We start from the raw sequence: 14,429 nt of genomic DNA, 5'->3' as shown, positions 1-14,429 counted from the left end.
CGGCCCTTACGCAACGGGAAGCAACGACAGGGGGGATCCGGCGTCAGCCGCGCGGGGTGGCCAGGGCCTCGATGTAGAAGTGCCGCACCGAGGGTTCGGCGGCCTTCACGCTGGCGGCCAGTTCGTGGATCGCGCCCTCGACATCATCGCCGGTCAGGCCGTCGCGGAAATCGACGGTGGCGAGGATGATCAGATCATGCGGGCCGAAATGGACGCTGAGGATCTCGCCCACGGATTCGATCCGCGGATCGGCCGCGACCTTGGCCCTGATCGCTTCGAGAACCAGCGGGTCGGCGCCTTCACCGATCAGCAGGCCCTTGCATTCGACCGCCAGGATGACGGCGGTCAGCAGCAGGACGCAGCCGATGACGATCGCCGCGATGCCGTCGAACACCGGCAAATGCAGATAATAGCCGATCAGGATGCCGGCGAGCGCGACGACGAGGCCGATCATCGCCGCCGTATCTTCGAGCAGCACGGTGACGAGGCTGGGGTCCTTGGTGTCGCGGATCGCGCGGATCATGGATTTCCGGCCACGCCCCTTGTTGAATTCGCCAAGGGCGACCGAGAAGGAATAGGCCTCGAACAGGATGGCCGCGCCGAGCACGATGAGATTGACCAGCGGATCATGCATCTCGCCGGGCGCCATGACGGCCTGGACGCCTTCATAAAGCGAGAGCCCGCCGCCCAGCGCGAAGATCAGGATCGCCACCAGGAAGGACCAGAAATAAAGCTCCTTGCCATAGCCGAAGGGATGCCGGGAATCCGAGGGCCGCGCCGCCCGGCCCAGGCCGTAGAGCAGCAGGAACTGGTTGCCGACATCGACGAGGGAATGGATGCCTTCCGACATCATGGCGGATGACCCGGTCCAGAAGGCGGCCGCGAATTTCGTCGCGGCGATGCCGCCATTGCCGATGGCCGCCGCCACGATCGCCTTCTTCGATGAACCCGCCATGATTCCCTCTGCCCTGTTGCTGTCCGCAGTGTAGGGAGTCGCACCTGCTTTGTGCACCGTCCTGACGAAAAAAGGGAGGCGCGAGGCCTCCCTTTTCCAGCTTGACGGTCGGGCGGGGCAGTCCCCCGCCCGCCGGGATCAGTTGTAGGCGCGCTCGCCGTGTTCGGCGACGTCGAGACCTTCGCGCTCGGCATCCGCCGGGACGCGCAGGCCGATCACGAGATCGACGAACTTGTAGAGGATGAAGGAGCCGATGCCCGACCAGGCGATCGTCACCAGGACACCCTTGAGCTGGGCCAGGACCTGAACACCCAGGCCCGGGTAGCCGGCCGCGAAGTCGGCAGTCGAGTAATCGACGATGCCGGCGCCGCCAAGCGCGGGGTTGACCACGATACCGGTGCCAAGAGCACCGATGATGCCGCCGACGCCATGGACGCCGAAGACATCGAGGCTGTCGTCATAGCCGAGGGCATTCTTCACCGCGGTAACGGCGATGAAGCAGACCACGCCCGCGACAAGGCCGAGGACCAGCGCGCCGCCGGGGCCGGCGAAGCCCGCGGCCGGCGTGATCGCGACAAGACCAGCGACCACGCCCGAGGCGGTGCCCAGCAGGCTGGGCTTGCCCTTGATGATCCATTCGACGAAGAGCCAGCCCACCGCGGCCGCGGCAGCGGCGACGAAGGTGTTGACCGACGCCAGGGCGGCATAGGCATTGGCTTCGAGGTTGGAGCCGGCGTTGAAGCCGAACCAGCCCACCCACAGCAGCGAGGCGCCGACCATGGTCAGGGTCAGCGAATGCGGAGGCATCGCTTCCTTGCCGTAGCCGATACGCTTGCCGACCACGAGGCAACCGACGAGCGCGGCGATGCCCGAGTTGATGTGGACGACGGTGCCGCCGGCGAAGTCGAGGGCGCCGAAGCCGAAGATCAGACCCGTCGGGCCGTCATAGGCGCTCGGGCCGCCCCAGAACCACACCATGTGGGCCATCGGGAAGTAGATGAAGGTCACCCACAGGATCGAGAACAGCACCAGGGCCGAGAACTTGATGCGTTCGGCGAAGGCGCCGACGATCAGGCCCGGGGTGATGCAGGCGAAGGTCATCTGGAACAGCACGAAGGCCAGTTCCGGAATGGCGACGCCCTTGGTGAAGGTTTCCGCCACGGTCGAGGTATCGACGCCCGCGAGGAACAGCTTCGACAAGCCGCCGACGTAGGAATTGATCGAGCCGCCGTCGGTGAAGGCCAGGCTGTAGCCATAGATCACCCAGATCACCGAGATGATCGCGGTGATGGCGAGGACCTGGGTCAGGACCGACAGCATGTTCTTGGAACGGACGAGGCCGCCGTAGAACAGCGCGAGGCCCGGGACCGTCATGAGCAGCACCAGGATGGAAGAAATCAGCATCCAGGACACGTCGCCCTTGTCGACGGTCATCGCCGGCGCTTCAGGAGCAGCGGCGACCGCATCCGCGACCGGCGCAGCCGCGTCCTGCGCGAAGGCGGCCATTTCGGGCACCATCAGCGCAGCCCCGGCCGCCCCGAGCAGCAGAGGAAGTTTCCAGTTGAGTTTCATGGGAAGGACCCTCTCGTCGGCACGCACTCAGAGCGAATCCGGGCCGGTTTCGCCGGTACGGATGCGGATGGACTGCTGAAGGTCGACAACGAACACTTTGCCGTCGCCGATTTTGCCCGTGTGGGCAGCCTTCTGGATCGCCTCGACGACCTGCTCGACGATTTCGTCGGCGACCGCGGCTTCGATCTTGACCTTGGGCAGGAAGCTCACGGTGTATTCAGCACCGCGGTAGATTTCGGTATGGCCCTTTTGCCGACCGAAACCTTTGACTTCACTTACCGTGAGCCCGGGCACACCAACAGCGGCCAGGGCTTCGCGCACGTCATCGAGCTTGAACGGTTTGATGACGGCCATCACGAGTTTCATGGTTTTCCCCTCACGATTGACCTCAGGGGCGCGCCAGCCCCGACCGAGCCCGATGCGGGCGATGGCCGGACACGCTACCCCGGGCACTGTCTAACTCAAGAACCGTGCCAATTTTGGTTCACGGCGGGTTCCGCGCTGCAACAGGGCTATGCGCCGTCCAATTATCGTCGCAATTTCGACAAAATGCTGCACAAAAGACCAGCAATGCACAGTTTTTAGCCAACACACGTCTGGGCACGGTCGGGCCAGGGAGAAACAGTGATGGCGCCGGATCGCGGGCGCGATTAGGTTGCGCGCATCATGACGTTTTCTAGGCCCCCCCGCTCCGGCGCCCCCCGCTCCGGCGCCCCCGGCTCCGCCGGCCCCATCCATCGCCGTCCCCGCCTGAAACCGGAGACGGAGATCGCCGATGCCGTCATCGACGCCCTCGTGGCCGTCGAAAGCGGACGGGCCGCCGACAAGGTGCTGAAGAACACCTTCGACCGGCGCAAATGGCCGCCGCCGATGCGCTCGCGCATCGCCAAGCTCACCCTCGGCATCATCCGCTGGCGCGCCCAGCTGGACTGGTGGCTGGAGCGGGCCGGTTGCCGGCCGCAGCCGATGTCCCGTTTCGTCGCCGCCCTCGCCCTGATCGAAGGCGCGGAAAAAGGCGTGATCCGCAAGCATCTGCCGCGCATTCCGACGCCCGAAGCCCATGCGATGGACGAATTGGTCGGCCATTCGCTGGATCACCCCGACCAGCCGCCCGCCGTCGCCGCCAATCTGCCCGACTGGCTGATGCCCCATCTCGCCGCCCGCTTCGGCAAGCGCCTCGGCAGCGAGGCCAAGGCGCTTTGCGGCGAAACCGGCCTCGACCTCCGGGCCAACGCGGTTAAGGGCAGCCGCGACGCCGCCATGGCCGCCCTCGCGGAAGACGGCATCATCACCATTCCGACACCGCTTTCCCCCATCGGCCTGCGGGTCGACGGCCGGCCGCCGATCGCCCGCAGCCGCGCCTGGCGCGACGGGCTGGTCGAAGTGCAGGACGAAGCGTCGCAGCTGGCCGCGCTGATCCTCGGCGCCAGGCCCGGGGAGCGTGTGCTCGATTTCTGTGCAGGGGCTGGCGGCAAGACCCTGGCGATCGCCGGAACCATGGCCAACAAGGGCCGGCTGATCGCGACCGACAGTGACGAGCGCCGCCTCGAACAGGCGGTGCCACGGCTGCGCCGGGCCGACGTGCACAATGTCACGCGCCATGCCATCGGCGAGGACGGCGATCGCTGGCTGTCACGCCAGAAAGGTGCCTTCGACCGCGTGCTGGTCGATGCCCCCTGCACCGGCACCGGCACCTTCCGCCGCAACCCGGACGCCAAATGGCGCGGCAGCCCCGAGGAGTTGAGCCACCTGACGGCGCTGCAGGCCCGGCTGCTCGACCGCGCGGCCCCCCTCGTCCGCCCCGGCGGCCGCCTGGTCTACGCCACCTGCTCGGTCCTGCTCGAGGAAGACGACGCGCAGATCGAGGCTTTCCTCGGCCGTCACGCGGATTACCGCCTCGTGCCCCTGACGGAAGCCTGGGCCGCCATCGGCTCGCCCCGGCCATTGCCGGTCGACGGGCCCTATCTGTCGCTGACCCCGGGCCTGCATGGCACCGACGGTTTCTTCGCCGCCGTGCTGGAGCGCCTGCCCGCCGCGCCGGTTTCCGACTGACCATGAACTATCGCCACGGTTTCCACGCGGGCAACGCGGGCGATGTGCTGAAGCATCTCGCCCTCGCCTTCATCATCGAGCGGTTGAAGGCCAAGCCCGCGCCGATCACGGTGATCGACAGCCATGCCGGCGCCGGGCTCTATGCCCTCGACGCCGAGGGCGGCGAATGGCGGGACGGCATCGGCCGCCTGCTGGCGCATGATGTCGCGACCTGGCCCGCCGCGGCGCGGCCCTACGCCGAGGCGCTGGGCCAGGATCCGATGCTTTACCCGGGTTCGCCCCTCGTCGCGCTGCGCCTGCTGCGCGACGAGGACCGGCTGATCGCCTGCGAATCCGAGGAAGAGGTGGCCGAGGACCTGCGCTTCGCCGTCGCCCATGATCCCCGCGCGGCGGTCCACCGGCGCGACGGCTGGTCCGCCCTGCGCGCCTTCCTGCCGGTGAAGACGGGGCGAAGCCTCGTCCTGATCGATCCGCCCTTCGAGGCGGCGGATGAATTCAGCCTGCTGGCCGACCATCTGGCGATGGCGGCCCGCCGCGCCTCGACGGCGATCGTGATCGGCTGGTATCCGGTGAAGGGCAGGCAAGCGGCCGACCGGCTGCACGAGAGCCTGCGTCAGTCGGGCATTCCCAAGGTGCTGGCGGTCGAATTCCTGACCCAGCCGGACCACGACCCGGCGCGTTTCGCGGGATCGGGCCTGATCGTCGTGCGGCCCCCCTGGCAGTTCGACACGGCCATGGCCGAGGATCTGCCCCGACTGCTGGACATGATGGGCCGCGCCGGCACCGGCAAGGCGCGGGTGGAATGGCTGACCGGGGAGACGCTTGAAGACTGATCGTCGCCGCACCCGGGGGCGCGGCGACGGGATCCGCCCTGTCCGGCCTCAGGCCTCTTCAGGCTCGGCCGGCTTCTCGGCTTCGGTCTTGCGGGCGATGCCGTCGAGCTGACGCTGCATGGACTCGATCTGAGCGCGAAGGGCGGAAATTTCGCCTTCTGAGCCGGGCACGGGCGGCGACATCGGCAATTCGCCCGGTGCCCCGCCCTCGCCGGTGGCGACGCGAAGCGCCGCGAAAGGCGAGAAGGCGCGGATCGCGCGCTCGAACAGCTGAAAATTCTGCCGCGCCAGATCCTCGAAGGTGCGCAAGGGATTCTTGCCCGAGAAGGCTTCGGTGATGACGCTCTTCACCTGCTCCTGATTCTTGGAGAAGGATTCCATGGACAGTTCCAGATAATTGGGCAGCACGCCCTGGAGCTGGTCGCCATAGAAGCGGATGAGCTGACGCAGGAAGCGGATCGGCAGCAGGTTCTGCCCCTTGCCCTCTTCCTCGAAGATGATCTGGGTCAGGACCGAACGGGTGATGTCGTCGCCGCTCTTCGCGTCATAGACGACGAAATCCTCCCCGTTCTTCACCATCTGGCACAGATGGTCGAGGGTGACGTAGCTCGAGGTCGCCGTATTGTAGAGCCGCCGGTTGGCGTACTTCTTGATGGTGACGGGAGCCTCGCCGGTCGTTTTTTTTGCCACAGCCGTACCATTCACTTCTGAGGGACGTTCGGTCTGCATTCTCGCTTGTTGCGGTGCCGTCACGCAAGCGCCGCGTGAGTGTTGATCTGCAGCAATGCGGGTTGCGGCCACACGACTAATTTCTCGTTTACCGCCGTAGGGTGGTCATGCAATGTGGCGCCCGCGACGGCCCTGGCCGCCCGAATATCAGATGAAGGCGCCGGCCTCGTGCGGTGCCGCAGCAAAATCTGGGAGAGAACAATGACCGACGTCGTCATCGTCGCCGCCGCCCGCACCCCGGTCGGCTCCTTCAACGGCTCCTTCGCCGATGTGCCGGCCCATGTCCTCGGACAGACCGTCATCACCGAACTTCTGAAGCGCAGCGGCGTCGCGCCGGCCGACGTGTCGGAAGTCATCCTCGGCCAGATCCTTTCCGCCGGTCAGGGCCAGAACCCGGCGCGCCAGGCCGCGGTCAACGCCGGCCTGCCGGTCGAAGTGCCGGCCTGGGGCATCAACCAGCTGTGCGGCTCGGGCCTGCGCGCGGTCGCCCTCGGCTTCCAGGCGGTGAAGAACGGCGATTCGGCGGTTGTCATCGCCGGTGGCCAGGAAAGCATGAGCCAGGCGCAGCACGCGGCTTACCTGCGCGCCGGCACCAAGATGGGCGACATGAAGTTCATCGACACGATGCTGAAGGACGGCCTGACCGACGCCTTCTTTGGCTACCACATGGGCATCACGGCGGAGAACGTCGCCCGCCAGTGGCAGCTGACCCGCGAGGAACAGGACGCCTTCGCCCTCGCCTCGCAGAACAAGGCCGAGGCCGCCCAGGTCGCCGGCAGGTTCAAGGACGAGATCGTCCCCGTGACCATCAAGACCCGCAAGGGCGATATCGTCGTCTCCGATGACGAATACATCCGCAAGGGTGCCACGATCGAGATGATGGCGAAGCTGCGCCCCGCCTTCGACAAGGAAGGCACGGTCACCGCCGGCAACGCCTCGGGCATCAACGACGGCGCCGCCGGCGTCGTCCTGATGAGCGCCGAGGAAGCGAAGAAGCGCGGCCTGACTCCGCTCGCCCGCATCGTTTCCTGGGGCCAGGCCGGCGTCGACCCGAAGATCATGGGCACGGGCCCGATCCCGGCGTCGCGCGCCGCGCTGAAGGCCGCCGGCTGGTCCGTCGACGATCTCGACCTGATCGAGGCGAACGAAGCCTTCGCCGCCCAGGCTCTCGCGGTCAACAAGGACCTCGGCTGGGATACCTCGAAGGTGAACGTGAACGGCGGCGCCATCGCCATCGGCCACCCGATCGGCGCCTCGGGCGCGCGCGTGCTCGTCACCCTGCTGCACGAAATGCAGAAGCGCGACGCCAAGAAGGGCCTCGCCACCCTGTGCATCGGCGGTGGCATGGGCGTTGCCCTGACGGTCGAGCGCGACTGATCATCACCGGCTTACCGGTCGGGAGAACCATCCCGACCGGCATTACTCGTTACTACTAATCTAGGGCATTGGAGGAACATCATGGCTCGGGTTGCGGTCGTCACTGGCGGCACGCGTGGTATCGGCCACGCCATTTCCATCGCGCTGAAGGATGCGGGTTACACGGTTGCGGCGAATTACGCCGGCAACGACGAAGCCGCGGCGAAGTTCAAGGCCGAGACCGGCATCGCCGTCTACAAATGGAACGTGGCGAGCTTCGCCGAGTGCCAGGAAGGCCTCGCCCGTATCGAGGCCGAGCTTGGCCCGGTCGACGTCGTCGTCAACAATGCCGGCATCACCCGCGACGCCGTCATGCACAAGATGTCGCTCGAGCAGTGGACCCAGGTCATCGACACCGATCTGAACTCGGCGTTCAACATGACCCGTCCGATCATCGAGGGGATGCGGGCCCGCGGCTTCGGCCGCATCGTCAACATCTCGTCGATCAACGGCCAGAAAGGCCAGATGGGCCAGACCAACTATTCCGCCGCCAAGGCCGGCCTGATCGGCTTCACCAAGGCGCTGGCGCAGGAAAACGCCTCGAAGGGCATCACGGTCAATGTGATCGCGCCGGGCTACATCAACACCGAAATGGTCGCCGCCGTGCCCGAGCCCGTGCTGCAGAAGATCATCGGCCAGATCCCGGTGGGCCGTCTCGGCAAGGCCGAGGAAATCGCCCGCTGCGTGACCTTCCTCGCGGCCGACGACGCCGGCTTCATCACCGGCTCGACCATCACTGCGAACGGTGGCCAGTATATCGCCGGCTGATCCCGGATGACGCCTGTCACGTCGCGCGGCCCCGGTGGCCGCGAGACGCTTTTCGGGGCCGGGGCCATCGCGCTCTGGTCCACCCTCGCGCTGCTGACCACGCTCGCCGAGATCCCCGCGCTCGAGAAGACCGCCATCACCTTCGCCATCGGCGGTCTCGTGCTCGCCGCGATGAATCTCGTCCGGGGCGACGGTCTTTCGCTCTATCGCCAGCCCTGGCCGGTCTGGGCGATCGGGCTTGGCGGGATGTTCGGCTATCACGCGCTCTATTTTTTCGCCCTCGGCATCGCGCCGCCCGCCGAGGCCAGCCTCGTCAACTACATGTGGCCCCTGCTGATCGTCGTCGGCACCGCCTTCCTGCCGGGCGAGCGCCTGCGCCCGCTGCCCGTGCTGGGCGCGCTGATGGGCCTTGGCGGCGTCGTCTTCCTGATCGGTCCCCGGGCGCAATTCTCGATGGATGCCATGGGCGGCTATGTCGCGGCCCTCGCCGCCGCCGTCACCTGGGCGGCCTATTCCCTCGCCTCGCGCCGCATGGCCGGGGTGCCCAGCGGCATCGTCGCCGGCTTCGCCCTTGGCACCGCCCTGCTGGCGGCCATCGGTCACCTGTTGTTCGAGAGTTTCGTCTGGCCCGAGGGCGGCCTTGCCTGGGCGTCGCTGATCGCCCTCGGCCTCGGCCCCGTGGGCGCCGCCTTCCTGCTGTGGGATGTCGGCATGAAGGGCGGTAACCCGCGCCTTCTGGGCGCCCTCGCCTATGCGACGCCGCTGACCTCCACCATCCTTCTCGTCCTGGCCGGCAAGGCCGAGGCGAGCGCCGGCATTTTCGTCGCCTGCGTCGCCATTACCCTCGGCGCCATTCTCGCGGGGCGGAAGGGATAGGCTTGCCACGGCACCGTCCTCCCCTAGTCTTCGGAAAACACCAAGGGAGAGACGACAGTGTCCGTGATCAAAGTCCACCATCTGAACGATTCGCGCTCGCAGCGCATCCTCTGGCTGCTGGAGGAACTGGGCGTGCCTTATGAGGTCGTGCCCTATGCCCGCGACGCCGAGACTCGCCTGGCGCCGGAAAGCCTGAAGACGGTGCATCCCCTGGGCAAGAGCCCGGTGATCTTCGACGGCGACCTGCGCGTCGCCGAATCGGGCGCCATCGTCGCCTATCTGATCAACAAATACGGCAAGCGCCGCTTCGGCCCCGACATCGAGGCCGAGGTCGCCTATGAGGAATGGCTCCATTTCGCCGAAGGCTCGGCCATGCTGCCGCTGATGCTGGCGCTCTATTGCAGCCGGCTGGGCGAGGCCGCCGGCCCGCTGATGCCCCGGATCCAGTCCGAGGTCGCCAACCATCTGGGCTTCATGGAAGAGGCTCTGGGCGCGAATGACTATTTCCTGGGCGCGGAGCCGACAGGCCCCGACTTCATGCTGATCTTCGTCGTCGAAGTCGCCCGCGCGCTGGGCTTCCTTGGCCCCTACGCGCGCCTTGCCGCCTATATGGCCCGGATCCACACCCGCCCGGCCTATCAGGAGGCCATCGCGAGAGGCGGCGCCTATAGTTTCGCTTCGTGAGGGCCACGTCGCCGCGAACTCGGCCGGGGTTTCGGCCGCCAGTCGGGCGGGGCCATTTCGAAGCCGGCGAAGTCGAAGCCGGGGGCGACGGTGCAGCCGACCAGGGTCCAGCGGCCGAGACTGACCGCCGCCTGCCAGGCGAAGGCGGGCACCACCACCTGCGGCTGCTGACCGAGGTGAATGTCGGGACCGAGGTGATGGCCCGAAATGTCGTGGCCATCGGGCGAGATCGACAGGGCGAGCGGCGCGCCGGCGTACCAGTGCCAGACCTCGACCGCGTCGACCCGGTGCCAGTGGGAATTTTCGCCCGATTGCAGCAGATAATAGATCGCCGTCGACGAGGCCCGGCCCGGCCCGCCATCACGGAAGGTCTCGCGGTAATGACCACCCTCGGGATGGGGCTGCAGGCCGAGGCGGCGGATCACCTCGGCCGCGTCGAGGCCGGCGCTCACACCGGATCCTTCGGGAGCGTCGCGAGGAAGGACGGGCGCTTCGACGCCGTTTCGAACCAGCCGGCAAGGGCGGCCCGGCCGTCCCGCCAATCGTCGGCGGGAAAACGGAAATCGAGATAGCCGAGCAGGGCCAGCACCGTGATCTGGCCAACGTCGAGCGCCGGACCGAAGCCGAACACAGCATCCTCGAGCGCGTCCAGCCCGCGCGCGACGGCGCGCATCTGGCGTTCGACCCAGGCGGCCGAGCGTTCCGCCTCGGGCCGCCGGCCTTCGAGCAGGCGAAGCACCAGGGCGTCGAGCACACCGTCGGCCAAGGCCTGAAGCGTCAGGACCCGGGTCCGCTCCGGGCCGGTCGCGGGAATGAGGGACGGGCCACCATGCTGGCGGTCGAGAACATCGAGGATGACGGGACTGTCGAAGACGACCGTGCCGTCATCAAGAACGAGGGCTGGCACCTTGCCGAGGGGATTGGTCGCCCCGATGTCCGTATCCGGCGCCCAGACATTCTTGGCCAGCAATTCGATGTCGCCGGCAAGGCCCGTCTCATGGGCGAGGATCATCACCTTGCGGACGAAGGGCGAGGTGAGCGACCAGCACAGGCGAAACCGGCTCATCGGAAATTGTCCTTGGCCTTGCGCAGGGCCGTGAAAACGGCGAGCGGCGGCGCGTCACCCATTTTCAGTTCCTTGGCGATGGTCCGCTGGTCGGCGCGCAGGAAAGGATTGGTCGCGAGTTCGACGCCGATCGTGGTCGGCACCGTCGGCTCGCCCAGGCGGCGGGCGGCCTTCACGCTGACCTCGCGCACCCGGAGCGCGGGATTCTCGAGATCGACGCTGAGGGCGAAACGGATGTTCGCCTCGGTATATTCATGGGCGCAGTAAACCTTGGTCAGGCCCGGCAGGTCGGCCAGCTTGTTCAGGGAGGCCCACATCTGCTGCGGCGTCCCCTCGAACAGGCGGCCGCAGCCGGCGGCGAACAGCGTGTCGCCGACGAAGACGACTTCCGCCGGCTCGAACCAATAGGCGACATGGCCGGCGGTATGGCCGGGCACGTCGAGAACCTTGCCGGTGATCGCGCCGATCGACACCGCGTCCCCCTCGCCCACCGCGCGGTCGATGCCGGGGATCTTGTCGGCCTCGCCCCGAGGCCCGACGATGGTCAGGCCATAGCGCGCCTTCAGCTCGAGGTTGCCGCCGACATGATCGGGGTGATGATGCGTGTTCAGGATCAGCGACGGCCGCCAGCCCAGCCGCTCCAGCGCCTCGGCCACCGGGCCGGGATCGGCCGGGTCCACGATGGCCACGACGCCCGTCGCGGGGTCCCGCACCAGGGGCACGTAATTGTCCGTGAAACACGGGATGAGCTGGATGTCGAAGCCGGTCATGGGAACACTATAGGCAGAAGGACGCGGATCGGCCACGATGCCGGGCATCCGGGTGGGACAAAAATGCGGCTGGACGTTACCGAATTTCGTGCCTTTTACGATAGCCCTCTCGGCGCCGTCACCCGTCGGCTGTTGCGCCGCCGCCTGAAGGAACTCTGGCCCGACCTTCGGGGCATGTCCGTGCTTGGTCTTGGCTATGCGACGCCCTATCTGCGGCCTTTTCGGGGCGAGGCCGAACGGGTGATCGCCCTGATGTGCGGCGCGCAAGGGGTGACACGCTGGCCGCGCCGGGGGCCGGCGGCGGTCGCCCTGTCCGAGGAAACCGCCCTGCCCCTCGCCGATGGCTCGATCGACCGCATCCTGCTGGTCCATGAACTGGAACTGGCGACCGACCTGCGGCCCCTGCTGCGCGAAATCTGGCGCGTGCTGGCGCCGGAAGGCCGGGTCATCGCCGTGGTGCCCAACCGGCGCGGCATCTGGGCCCGCCTCGACATGACACCCTTCGGCGCCGGCCGGCCCTATTCCCTGTCACAGATCGAACAGACCCTGCGCGGGGCGATGTTCGAGCCGCTGAACAGCCATCCCGCGCTTTATCTGCCGCCGACGAAACGCCGTTTCCTGATCCGCACGGCGCCTTTCTGGGAAAAGATGGGCAGCCGCTGGTGGCCCAGCTTCTCCGGCCTTCTGCTGGTCGAGGCGAGCAAGAGCCTCTACGCCCTGACCCCGCCGGGCGAGCGGGTGACCGGCCGGGTCAAGGCCAAGGCCCTGGTGCCGTCGCTGGAGCACCAGGCGGCGTCAGCCCCGGGCGAGCTGGAATACCGCCTGTTCGCCGAAAAGATTGGCCAGCCGCCCGGCGCCCCGGATCGGCCGTGACGCGCCGTCGCCATTGACCGCGAGGCCACGCTCGACCGAAACACCCATCGCGACCGTCATATCCAGAAAGTCCCGGATGGTGCAGAGGTGGATGTTCGGCGTCGAATACCACGGCTCGGCCAGGCAGGAGGTCATGGGCATGGTGCCGCCGAGCAGCAGATGGGTGCGCACCTTCCAGAAACCGAAGTTCGGGAAGGAGACGATGGCGTGGCGGCCGATGCGCAGCAGTTGCTCGACCACGAGGCGCGGATTGCGCGTCGCCTGCAGGGTCTGCGACAGGATCACGTAATCGAAGGCGCCGGCCGGATAATCGGCGAGGTCGGTGTCGGCATCGCCCTGAATGACCGACAGGCCCCGGGCGACACAGGCGTTGACGCCTTGCTGCGACAATTCCATGCCACGGCCATCGACGCCCTTGCGCTCCACCAGCCAGGCCAGCAGGGCGCCGTCGCCGCAGCCGACGTCCAGCACCTTGGTGCCCGGCGTCACCATCTCGGCGATGACGCCGAGGTCGACGCGAATGGATTCGGCCCCGCTCATCCCCGCACCGCCTTCTGACGCGCCGCCCAGGCCGAGGAGATGAAACCGCTCATCGTGCTGTGGAATTCCGGCTCGTCGAGCAGGAAGGCGTCATGGCCCTTGTCGGTCTCGATCTCGACGAAGGAGACATTGGCCGCCGCCGCGTTCAGGGCGTGGACGATCTTGCGATTCTCCGCCGTCGGGAACAGCCAGTCCGAGGTGAAGGAGACGACGCAGAACCGGGTCCTCGTGCCCTCGAACGCTTTGGGCAGCGAGCCGCCATTGGCTTCCCACAGGTCGAAATAATCCATCGCCCTGGTGATGTAGAGGTAGGAATTGGCGTCGAAGCGCTCGACGAAGCTCGATCCCTGATGCCGCAGATAGGATTCCACCTGAAAATCGGCGTCGAAGGAAAATCCCAACCGGTCACGCGATTGCAGGCGCCGGCCGAACTTGCGGTGCAGCGCCGGCTCGGACAGATAGGTGATATGGGCGGCCATGCGCGCGACGGCGAGACCGGCGCGCGGCCGCGTGCCCGCATCGAGATAGGCCCCGCCCCGCCATTCCGGATCGGCCATGATCGCCTGGCGGCCGACCTCGTGGAAAGCGATGTTCTGGGCCGAATGGCGGGCGGCGGTCGCGATCGGCACGGCGGCGAAGACCCGCTCGGGACAGGCCGAGGCCCATTGCAGCACCTGCATCCCGCCCATGGAGCCGCCGATGACGCAAAACAGGGTCTCGATGCCGAGGTGATCGAGCAACAGACCTTGCGCCCGCACCATGTCGCCGATGGTGATCACCGGAAAATCGAGGCCATAGGGCCGCCCGGTCGCCGGATTGGTGTCGCGCGGGCCGGTGGTACCCATGCAGCCGCCGAGGACATTGGAGCAGACGACGAAGAAACGGTCGGTATCGATCACCTTGCCGGGGCCGATCAGATCGCCCCACCAGCCGGGCTTGCCGGTCATCGGATGGGTCGAGGCCGCATAATGGTCCCCGGTCAGCGCATGGCAGACCAGCACCGCGTTCGATTTCAGTGAATCGAGGGTGCCATAGGTTTCGTAGGCGACGGTAAAGGGACCGAGAGTCGCGCCGGAATCGAGCCGCAAGGGCGCGTCCACCCCAAGCAGGGCGCGCTTGCCGGCGGAGGCGGCGAGGCTGGCGCCGGCCTCGGCTTCAGGTCCGGGGGCCGGATTTTCGGGTTCGGCGAAGATGGTCATGATCGAGGCACAATCGGTTAGGCGGCAGGCACACGCAAGTCAATGTTTTCTTTGCGTTCCCGTTGCCATCCGTCTAAAAACGTCAGGCCTTCGGAC

Annotated in this window: 16 protein-coding genes; 7 read left to right on the top strand and 9 right to left on the bottom strand. The window is 67.1% G+C overall.

The features are described from left to right. Positions 1 to 43 precede the first annotated feature (43 nt). The 3 genes from WAZ62_RS12105 to WAZ62_RS12095 form a co-directional block, all read right to left on the bottom strand. A complete protein-coding gene (locus WAZ62_RS12105; protein WP_422643774.1) occupies positions 44 to 955 on the bottom strand; it encodes a cation diffusion facilitator family transporter in 912 nt (303 codons plus the stop codon). 138 nt (positions 956 to 1,093) lie between these two features. Further along, positions 1,094 to 2,527 carry an ammonium transporter gene (locus WAZ62_RS12100; RefSeq protein WP_422643773.1) on the bottom strand — a complete coding sequence of 478 codons (1,434 nt, stop codon included), beginning with the start codon at positions 2,525 to 2,527 and terminating at the stop codon, positions 1,094 to 1,096. 27 nt (positions 2,528 to 2,554) lie between these two features. Continuing rightward, positions 2,555 to 2,893 (bottom strand): P-II family nitrogen regulator, encoded by a 339-nt coding sequence (locus tag WAZ62_RS12095; protein WP_109903193.1) that lies wholly within the window; start codon positions 2,891 to 2,893, stop codon positions 2,555 to 2,557. Between the two features lie 300 nt (positions 2,894 to 3,193). Here WAZ62_RS12095 and WAZ62_RS12090 point away from each other — a divergent pair, with 300 nt between their 5' ends. Both WAZ62_RS12090 and WAZ62_RS12085 read left to right on the top strand, forming a co-directional pair. After that, positions 3,194 to 4,579 (top strand): RsmB/NOP family class I SAM-dependent RNA methyltransferase, encoded by a 1,386-nt coding sequence (locus WAZ62_RS12090; protein ID WP_422643772.1) that lies wholly within the window; start codon positions 3,194 to 3,196, stop codon positions 4,577 to 4,579. Between the two features lie 2 nt (positions 4,580 to 4,581). Further along, positions 4,582 to 5,412 carry a 23S rRNA (adenine(2030)-N(6))-methyltransferase RlmJ gene (locus WAZ62_RS12085; RefSeq protein ID WP_422643771.1) on the top strand — a complete coding sequence of 277 codons (831 nt, stop codon included), beginning with the start codon at positions 4,582 to 4,584 and terminating at the stop codon, positions 5,410 to 5,412. Between the two features lie 48 nt (positions 5,413 to 5,460). Here the strand turns inward: WAZ62_RS12085 and phaR are convergent, their stop codons facing one another. Continuing rightward, positions 5,461 to 6,102, bottom strand: a complete 642-nt coding sequence (gene phaR, locus WAZ62_RS12080) for a polyhydroxyalkanoate synthesis repressor PhaR (RefSeq protein WP_422643770.1) — start codon at positions 6,100 to 6,102, stop codon at positions 5,461 to 5,463. A gap of 240 nt (positions 6,103 to 6,342) precedes the next feature. On the opposite strand from phaR, the gene WAZ62_RS12075 reads away from it, so the two are divergent. The 4 genes from WAZ62_RS12075 to WAZ62_RS12060 all read left to right on the top strand — a co-directional run bounded on the left by WAZ62_RS12075 (position 6,343) and on the right by WAZ62_RS12060 (position 9,885). Beyond that, positions 6,343 to 7,518: an acetyl-CoA C-acetyltransferase gene (locus tag WAZ62_RS12075; RefSeq protein ID WP_422643769.1), complete on the top strand. Its 1,176-nt coding sequence runs from the start codon at positions 6,343 to 6,345 to the stop codon at positions 7,516 to 7,518. A gap of 81 nt (positions 7,519 to 7,599) precedes the next feature. Further along, on the top strand, positions 7,600 to 8,325 hold the full coding sequence (gene phbB, locus WAZ62_RS12070; protein WP_422643768.1) for an acetoacetyl-CoA reductase: 726 nt from the start codon (positions 7,600 to 7,602) through the stop codon (positions 8,323 to 8,325). A gap of 6 nt (positions 8,326 to 8,331) precedes the next feature. After that, on the top strand, positions 8,332 to 9,201 hold the full coding sequence (locus tag WAZ62_RS12065; protein ID WP_422643767.1) for a DMT family transporter: 870 nt from the start codon (positions 8,332 to 8,334) through the stop codon (positions 9,199 to 9,201). Positions 9,202 to 9,258: 57 nt separating this feature from the next. Beyond that, complete coding sequence (locus tag WAZ62_RS12060; RefSeq protein ID WP_422643766.1) at positions 9,259 to 9,885, top strand: glutathione S-transferase family protein; 627 nt, start codon at positions 9,259 to 9,261, stop codon at positions 9,883 to 9,885. Here the strand turns inward: WAZ62_RS12060 and WAZ62_RS12055 are convergent. From WAZ62_RS12055 to gloB, 3 genes are read right to left on the bottom strand one after another with little or no spacing between them, the layout of a single operon-like run. Continuing rightward, positions 9,867 to 10,337 carry a cupin domain-containing protein gene (locus WAZ62_RS12055; RefSeq protein WP_422643765.1) on the bottom strand — a complete coding sequence of 157 codons (471 nt, stop codon included), beginning with the start codon at positions 10,335 to 10,337 and terminating at the stop codon, positions 9,867 to 9,869. The genes WAZ62_RS12060 and WAZ62_RS12055 overlap by 19 nt on opposite strands. Then, on the bottom strand, positions 10,334 to 10,951 hold the full coding sequence (locus tag WAZ62_RS12050) for a glutathione S-transferase N-terminal domain-containing protein (RefSeq protein WP_422643764.1): 618 nt from the start codon (positions 10,949 to 10,951) through the stop codon (positions 10,334 to 10,336). The genes WAZ62_RS12055 and WAZ62_RS12050 overlap by 4 nt, the downstream gene beginning before the upstream one ends. Further along, a complete protein-coding gene (gloB, locus tag WAZ62_RS12045) occupies positions 10,948 to 11,721 on the bottom strand; it encodes a hydroxyacylglutathione hydrolase (protein WP_422643763.1) in 774 nt (257 codons plus the stop codon). Before gloB ends, WAZ62_RS12050 begins: the two co-directional genes overlap by 4 nt. Positions 11,722 to 11,784: 63 nt before the next feature. Between gloB and WAZ62_RS12040 the strand changes: the two genes are divergently transcribed. Next, positions 11,785 to 12,594 carry a class I SAM-dependent methyltransferase gene (locus tag WAZ62_RS12040; RefSeq protein ID WP_422643762.1) on the top strand — a complete coding sequence of 270 codons (810 nt, stop codon included), beginning with the start codon at positions 11,785 to 11,787 and terminating at the stop codon, positions 12,592 to 12,594. Here the strand turns inward: WAZ62_RS12040 and metW are convergent. After that, positions 12,517 to 13,134 (bottom strand): methionine biosynthesis protein MetW, encoded by a 618-nt coding sequence (gene metW, locus WAZ62_RS12035; protein WP_422643761.1) that lies wholly within the window; start codon positions 13,132 to 13,134, stop codon positions 12,517 to 12,519. The genes WAZ62_RS12040 and metW overlap by 78 nt on opposite strands. Then, complete coding sequence (metX, locus tag WAZ62_RS12030; RefSeq protein ID WP_422643760.1) at positions 13,131 to 14,333, bottom strand: homoserine O-acetyltransferase MetX; 1,203 nt, start codon at positions 14,331 to 14,333, stop codon at positions 13,131 to 13,133. Before metX ends, metW begins: the two co-directional genes overlap by 4 nt. Positions 14,334 to 14,429: the final 96 nt, after the last annotated feature.

Source organism: Zavarzinia sp. (assembly GCF_049306435.1).
Classification (GTDB): Bacteria; Pseudomonadota; Alphaproteobacteria; order Zavarziniales; family Zavarziniaceae; genus Zavarzinia.
This window is presented reverse-complemented; position numbering and strand designations above follow the sequence as displayed.

Excerpts from the sequence above, each read along its gene's own strand:
- WAZ62_RS12105 (WP_422643774.1), bottom strand. The coding sequence starts at position 955 with ATGGCGGGTTCATCGAAGAAGGCGATCGTGGCGGCGGCCATCGGCAAT.
- WAZ62_RS12100 (WP_422643773.1), bottom strand. The coding sequence starts at position 2,527 with ATGAAACTCAACTGGAAACTTCCTCTGCTGCTCGGGGCGGCCGGGGCT.
- WAZ62_RS12095 (WP_109903193.1), bottom strand. The coding sequence starts at position 2,893 with ATGAAACTCGTGATGGCCGTCATCAAACCGTTCAAGCTCGATGACGTG.
- WAZ62_RS12090 (WP_422643772.1), top strand. The coding sequence starts at position 3,194 with ATGACGTTTTCTAGGCCCCCCCGCTCCGGCGCCCCCCGCTCCGGCGCC.
- WAZ62_RS12085 (WP_422643771.1), top strand. The coding sequence starts at position 4,582 with ATGAACTATCGCCACGGTTTCCACGCGGGCAACGCGGGCGATGTGCTG.
- WAZ62_RS12075 (WP_422643769.1), top strand. The coding sequence starts at position 6,343 with ATGACCGACGTCGTCATCGTCGCCGCCGCCCGCACCCCGGTCGGCTCC.
- phbB (WP_422643768.1), top strand. The coding sequence starts at position 7,600 with ATGGCTCGGGTTGCGGTCGTCACTGGCGGCACGCGTGGTATCGGCCAC.
- WAZ62_RS12065 (WP_422643767.1), top strand. The coding sequence starts at position 8,332 with ATGACGCCTGTCACGTCGCGCGGCCCCGGTGGCCGCGAGACGCTTTTC.
- WAZ62_RS12050 (WP_422643764.1), bottom strand. The coding sequence starts at position 10,951 with ATGAGCCGGTTTCGCCTGTGCTGGTCGCTCACCTCGCCCTTCGTCCGC.
- gloB (WP_422643763.1), bottom strand. The coding sequence starts at position 11,721 with ATGACCGGCTTCGACATCCAGCTCATCCCGTGTTTCACGGACAATTAC.
- WAZ62_RS12040 (WP_422643762.1), top strand. The coding sequence starts at position 11,785 with ATGCGGCTGGACGTTACCGAATTTCGTGCCTTTTACGATAGCCCTCTC.
- metW (WP_422643761.1), bottom strand. The coding sequence starts at position 13,134 with ATGAGCGGGGCCGAATCCATTCGCGTCGACCTCGGCGTCATCGCCGAG.
- metX (WP_422643760.1), bottom strand. The coding sequence starts at position 14,333 with ATGACCATCTTCGCCGAACCCGAAAATCCGGCCCCCGGACCTGAAGCC.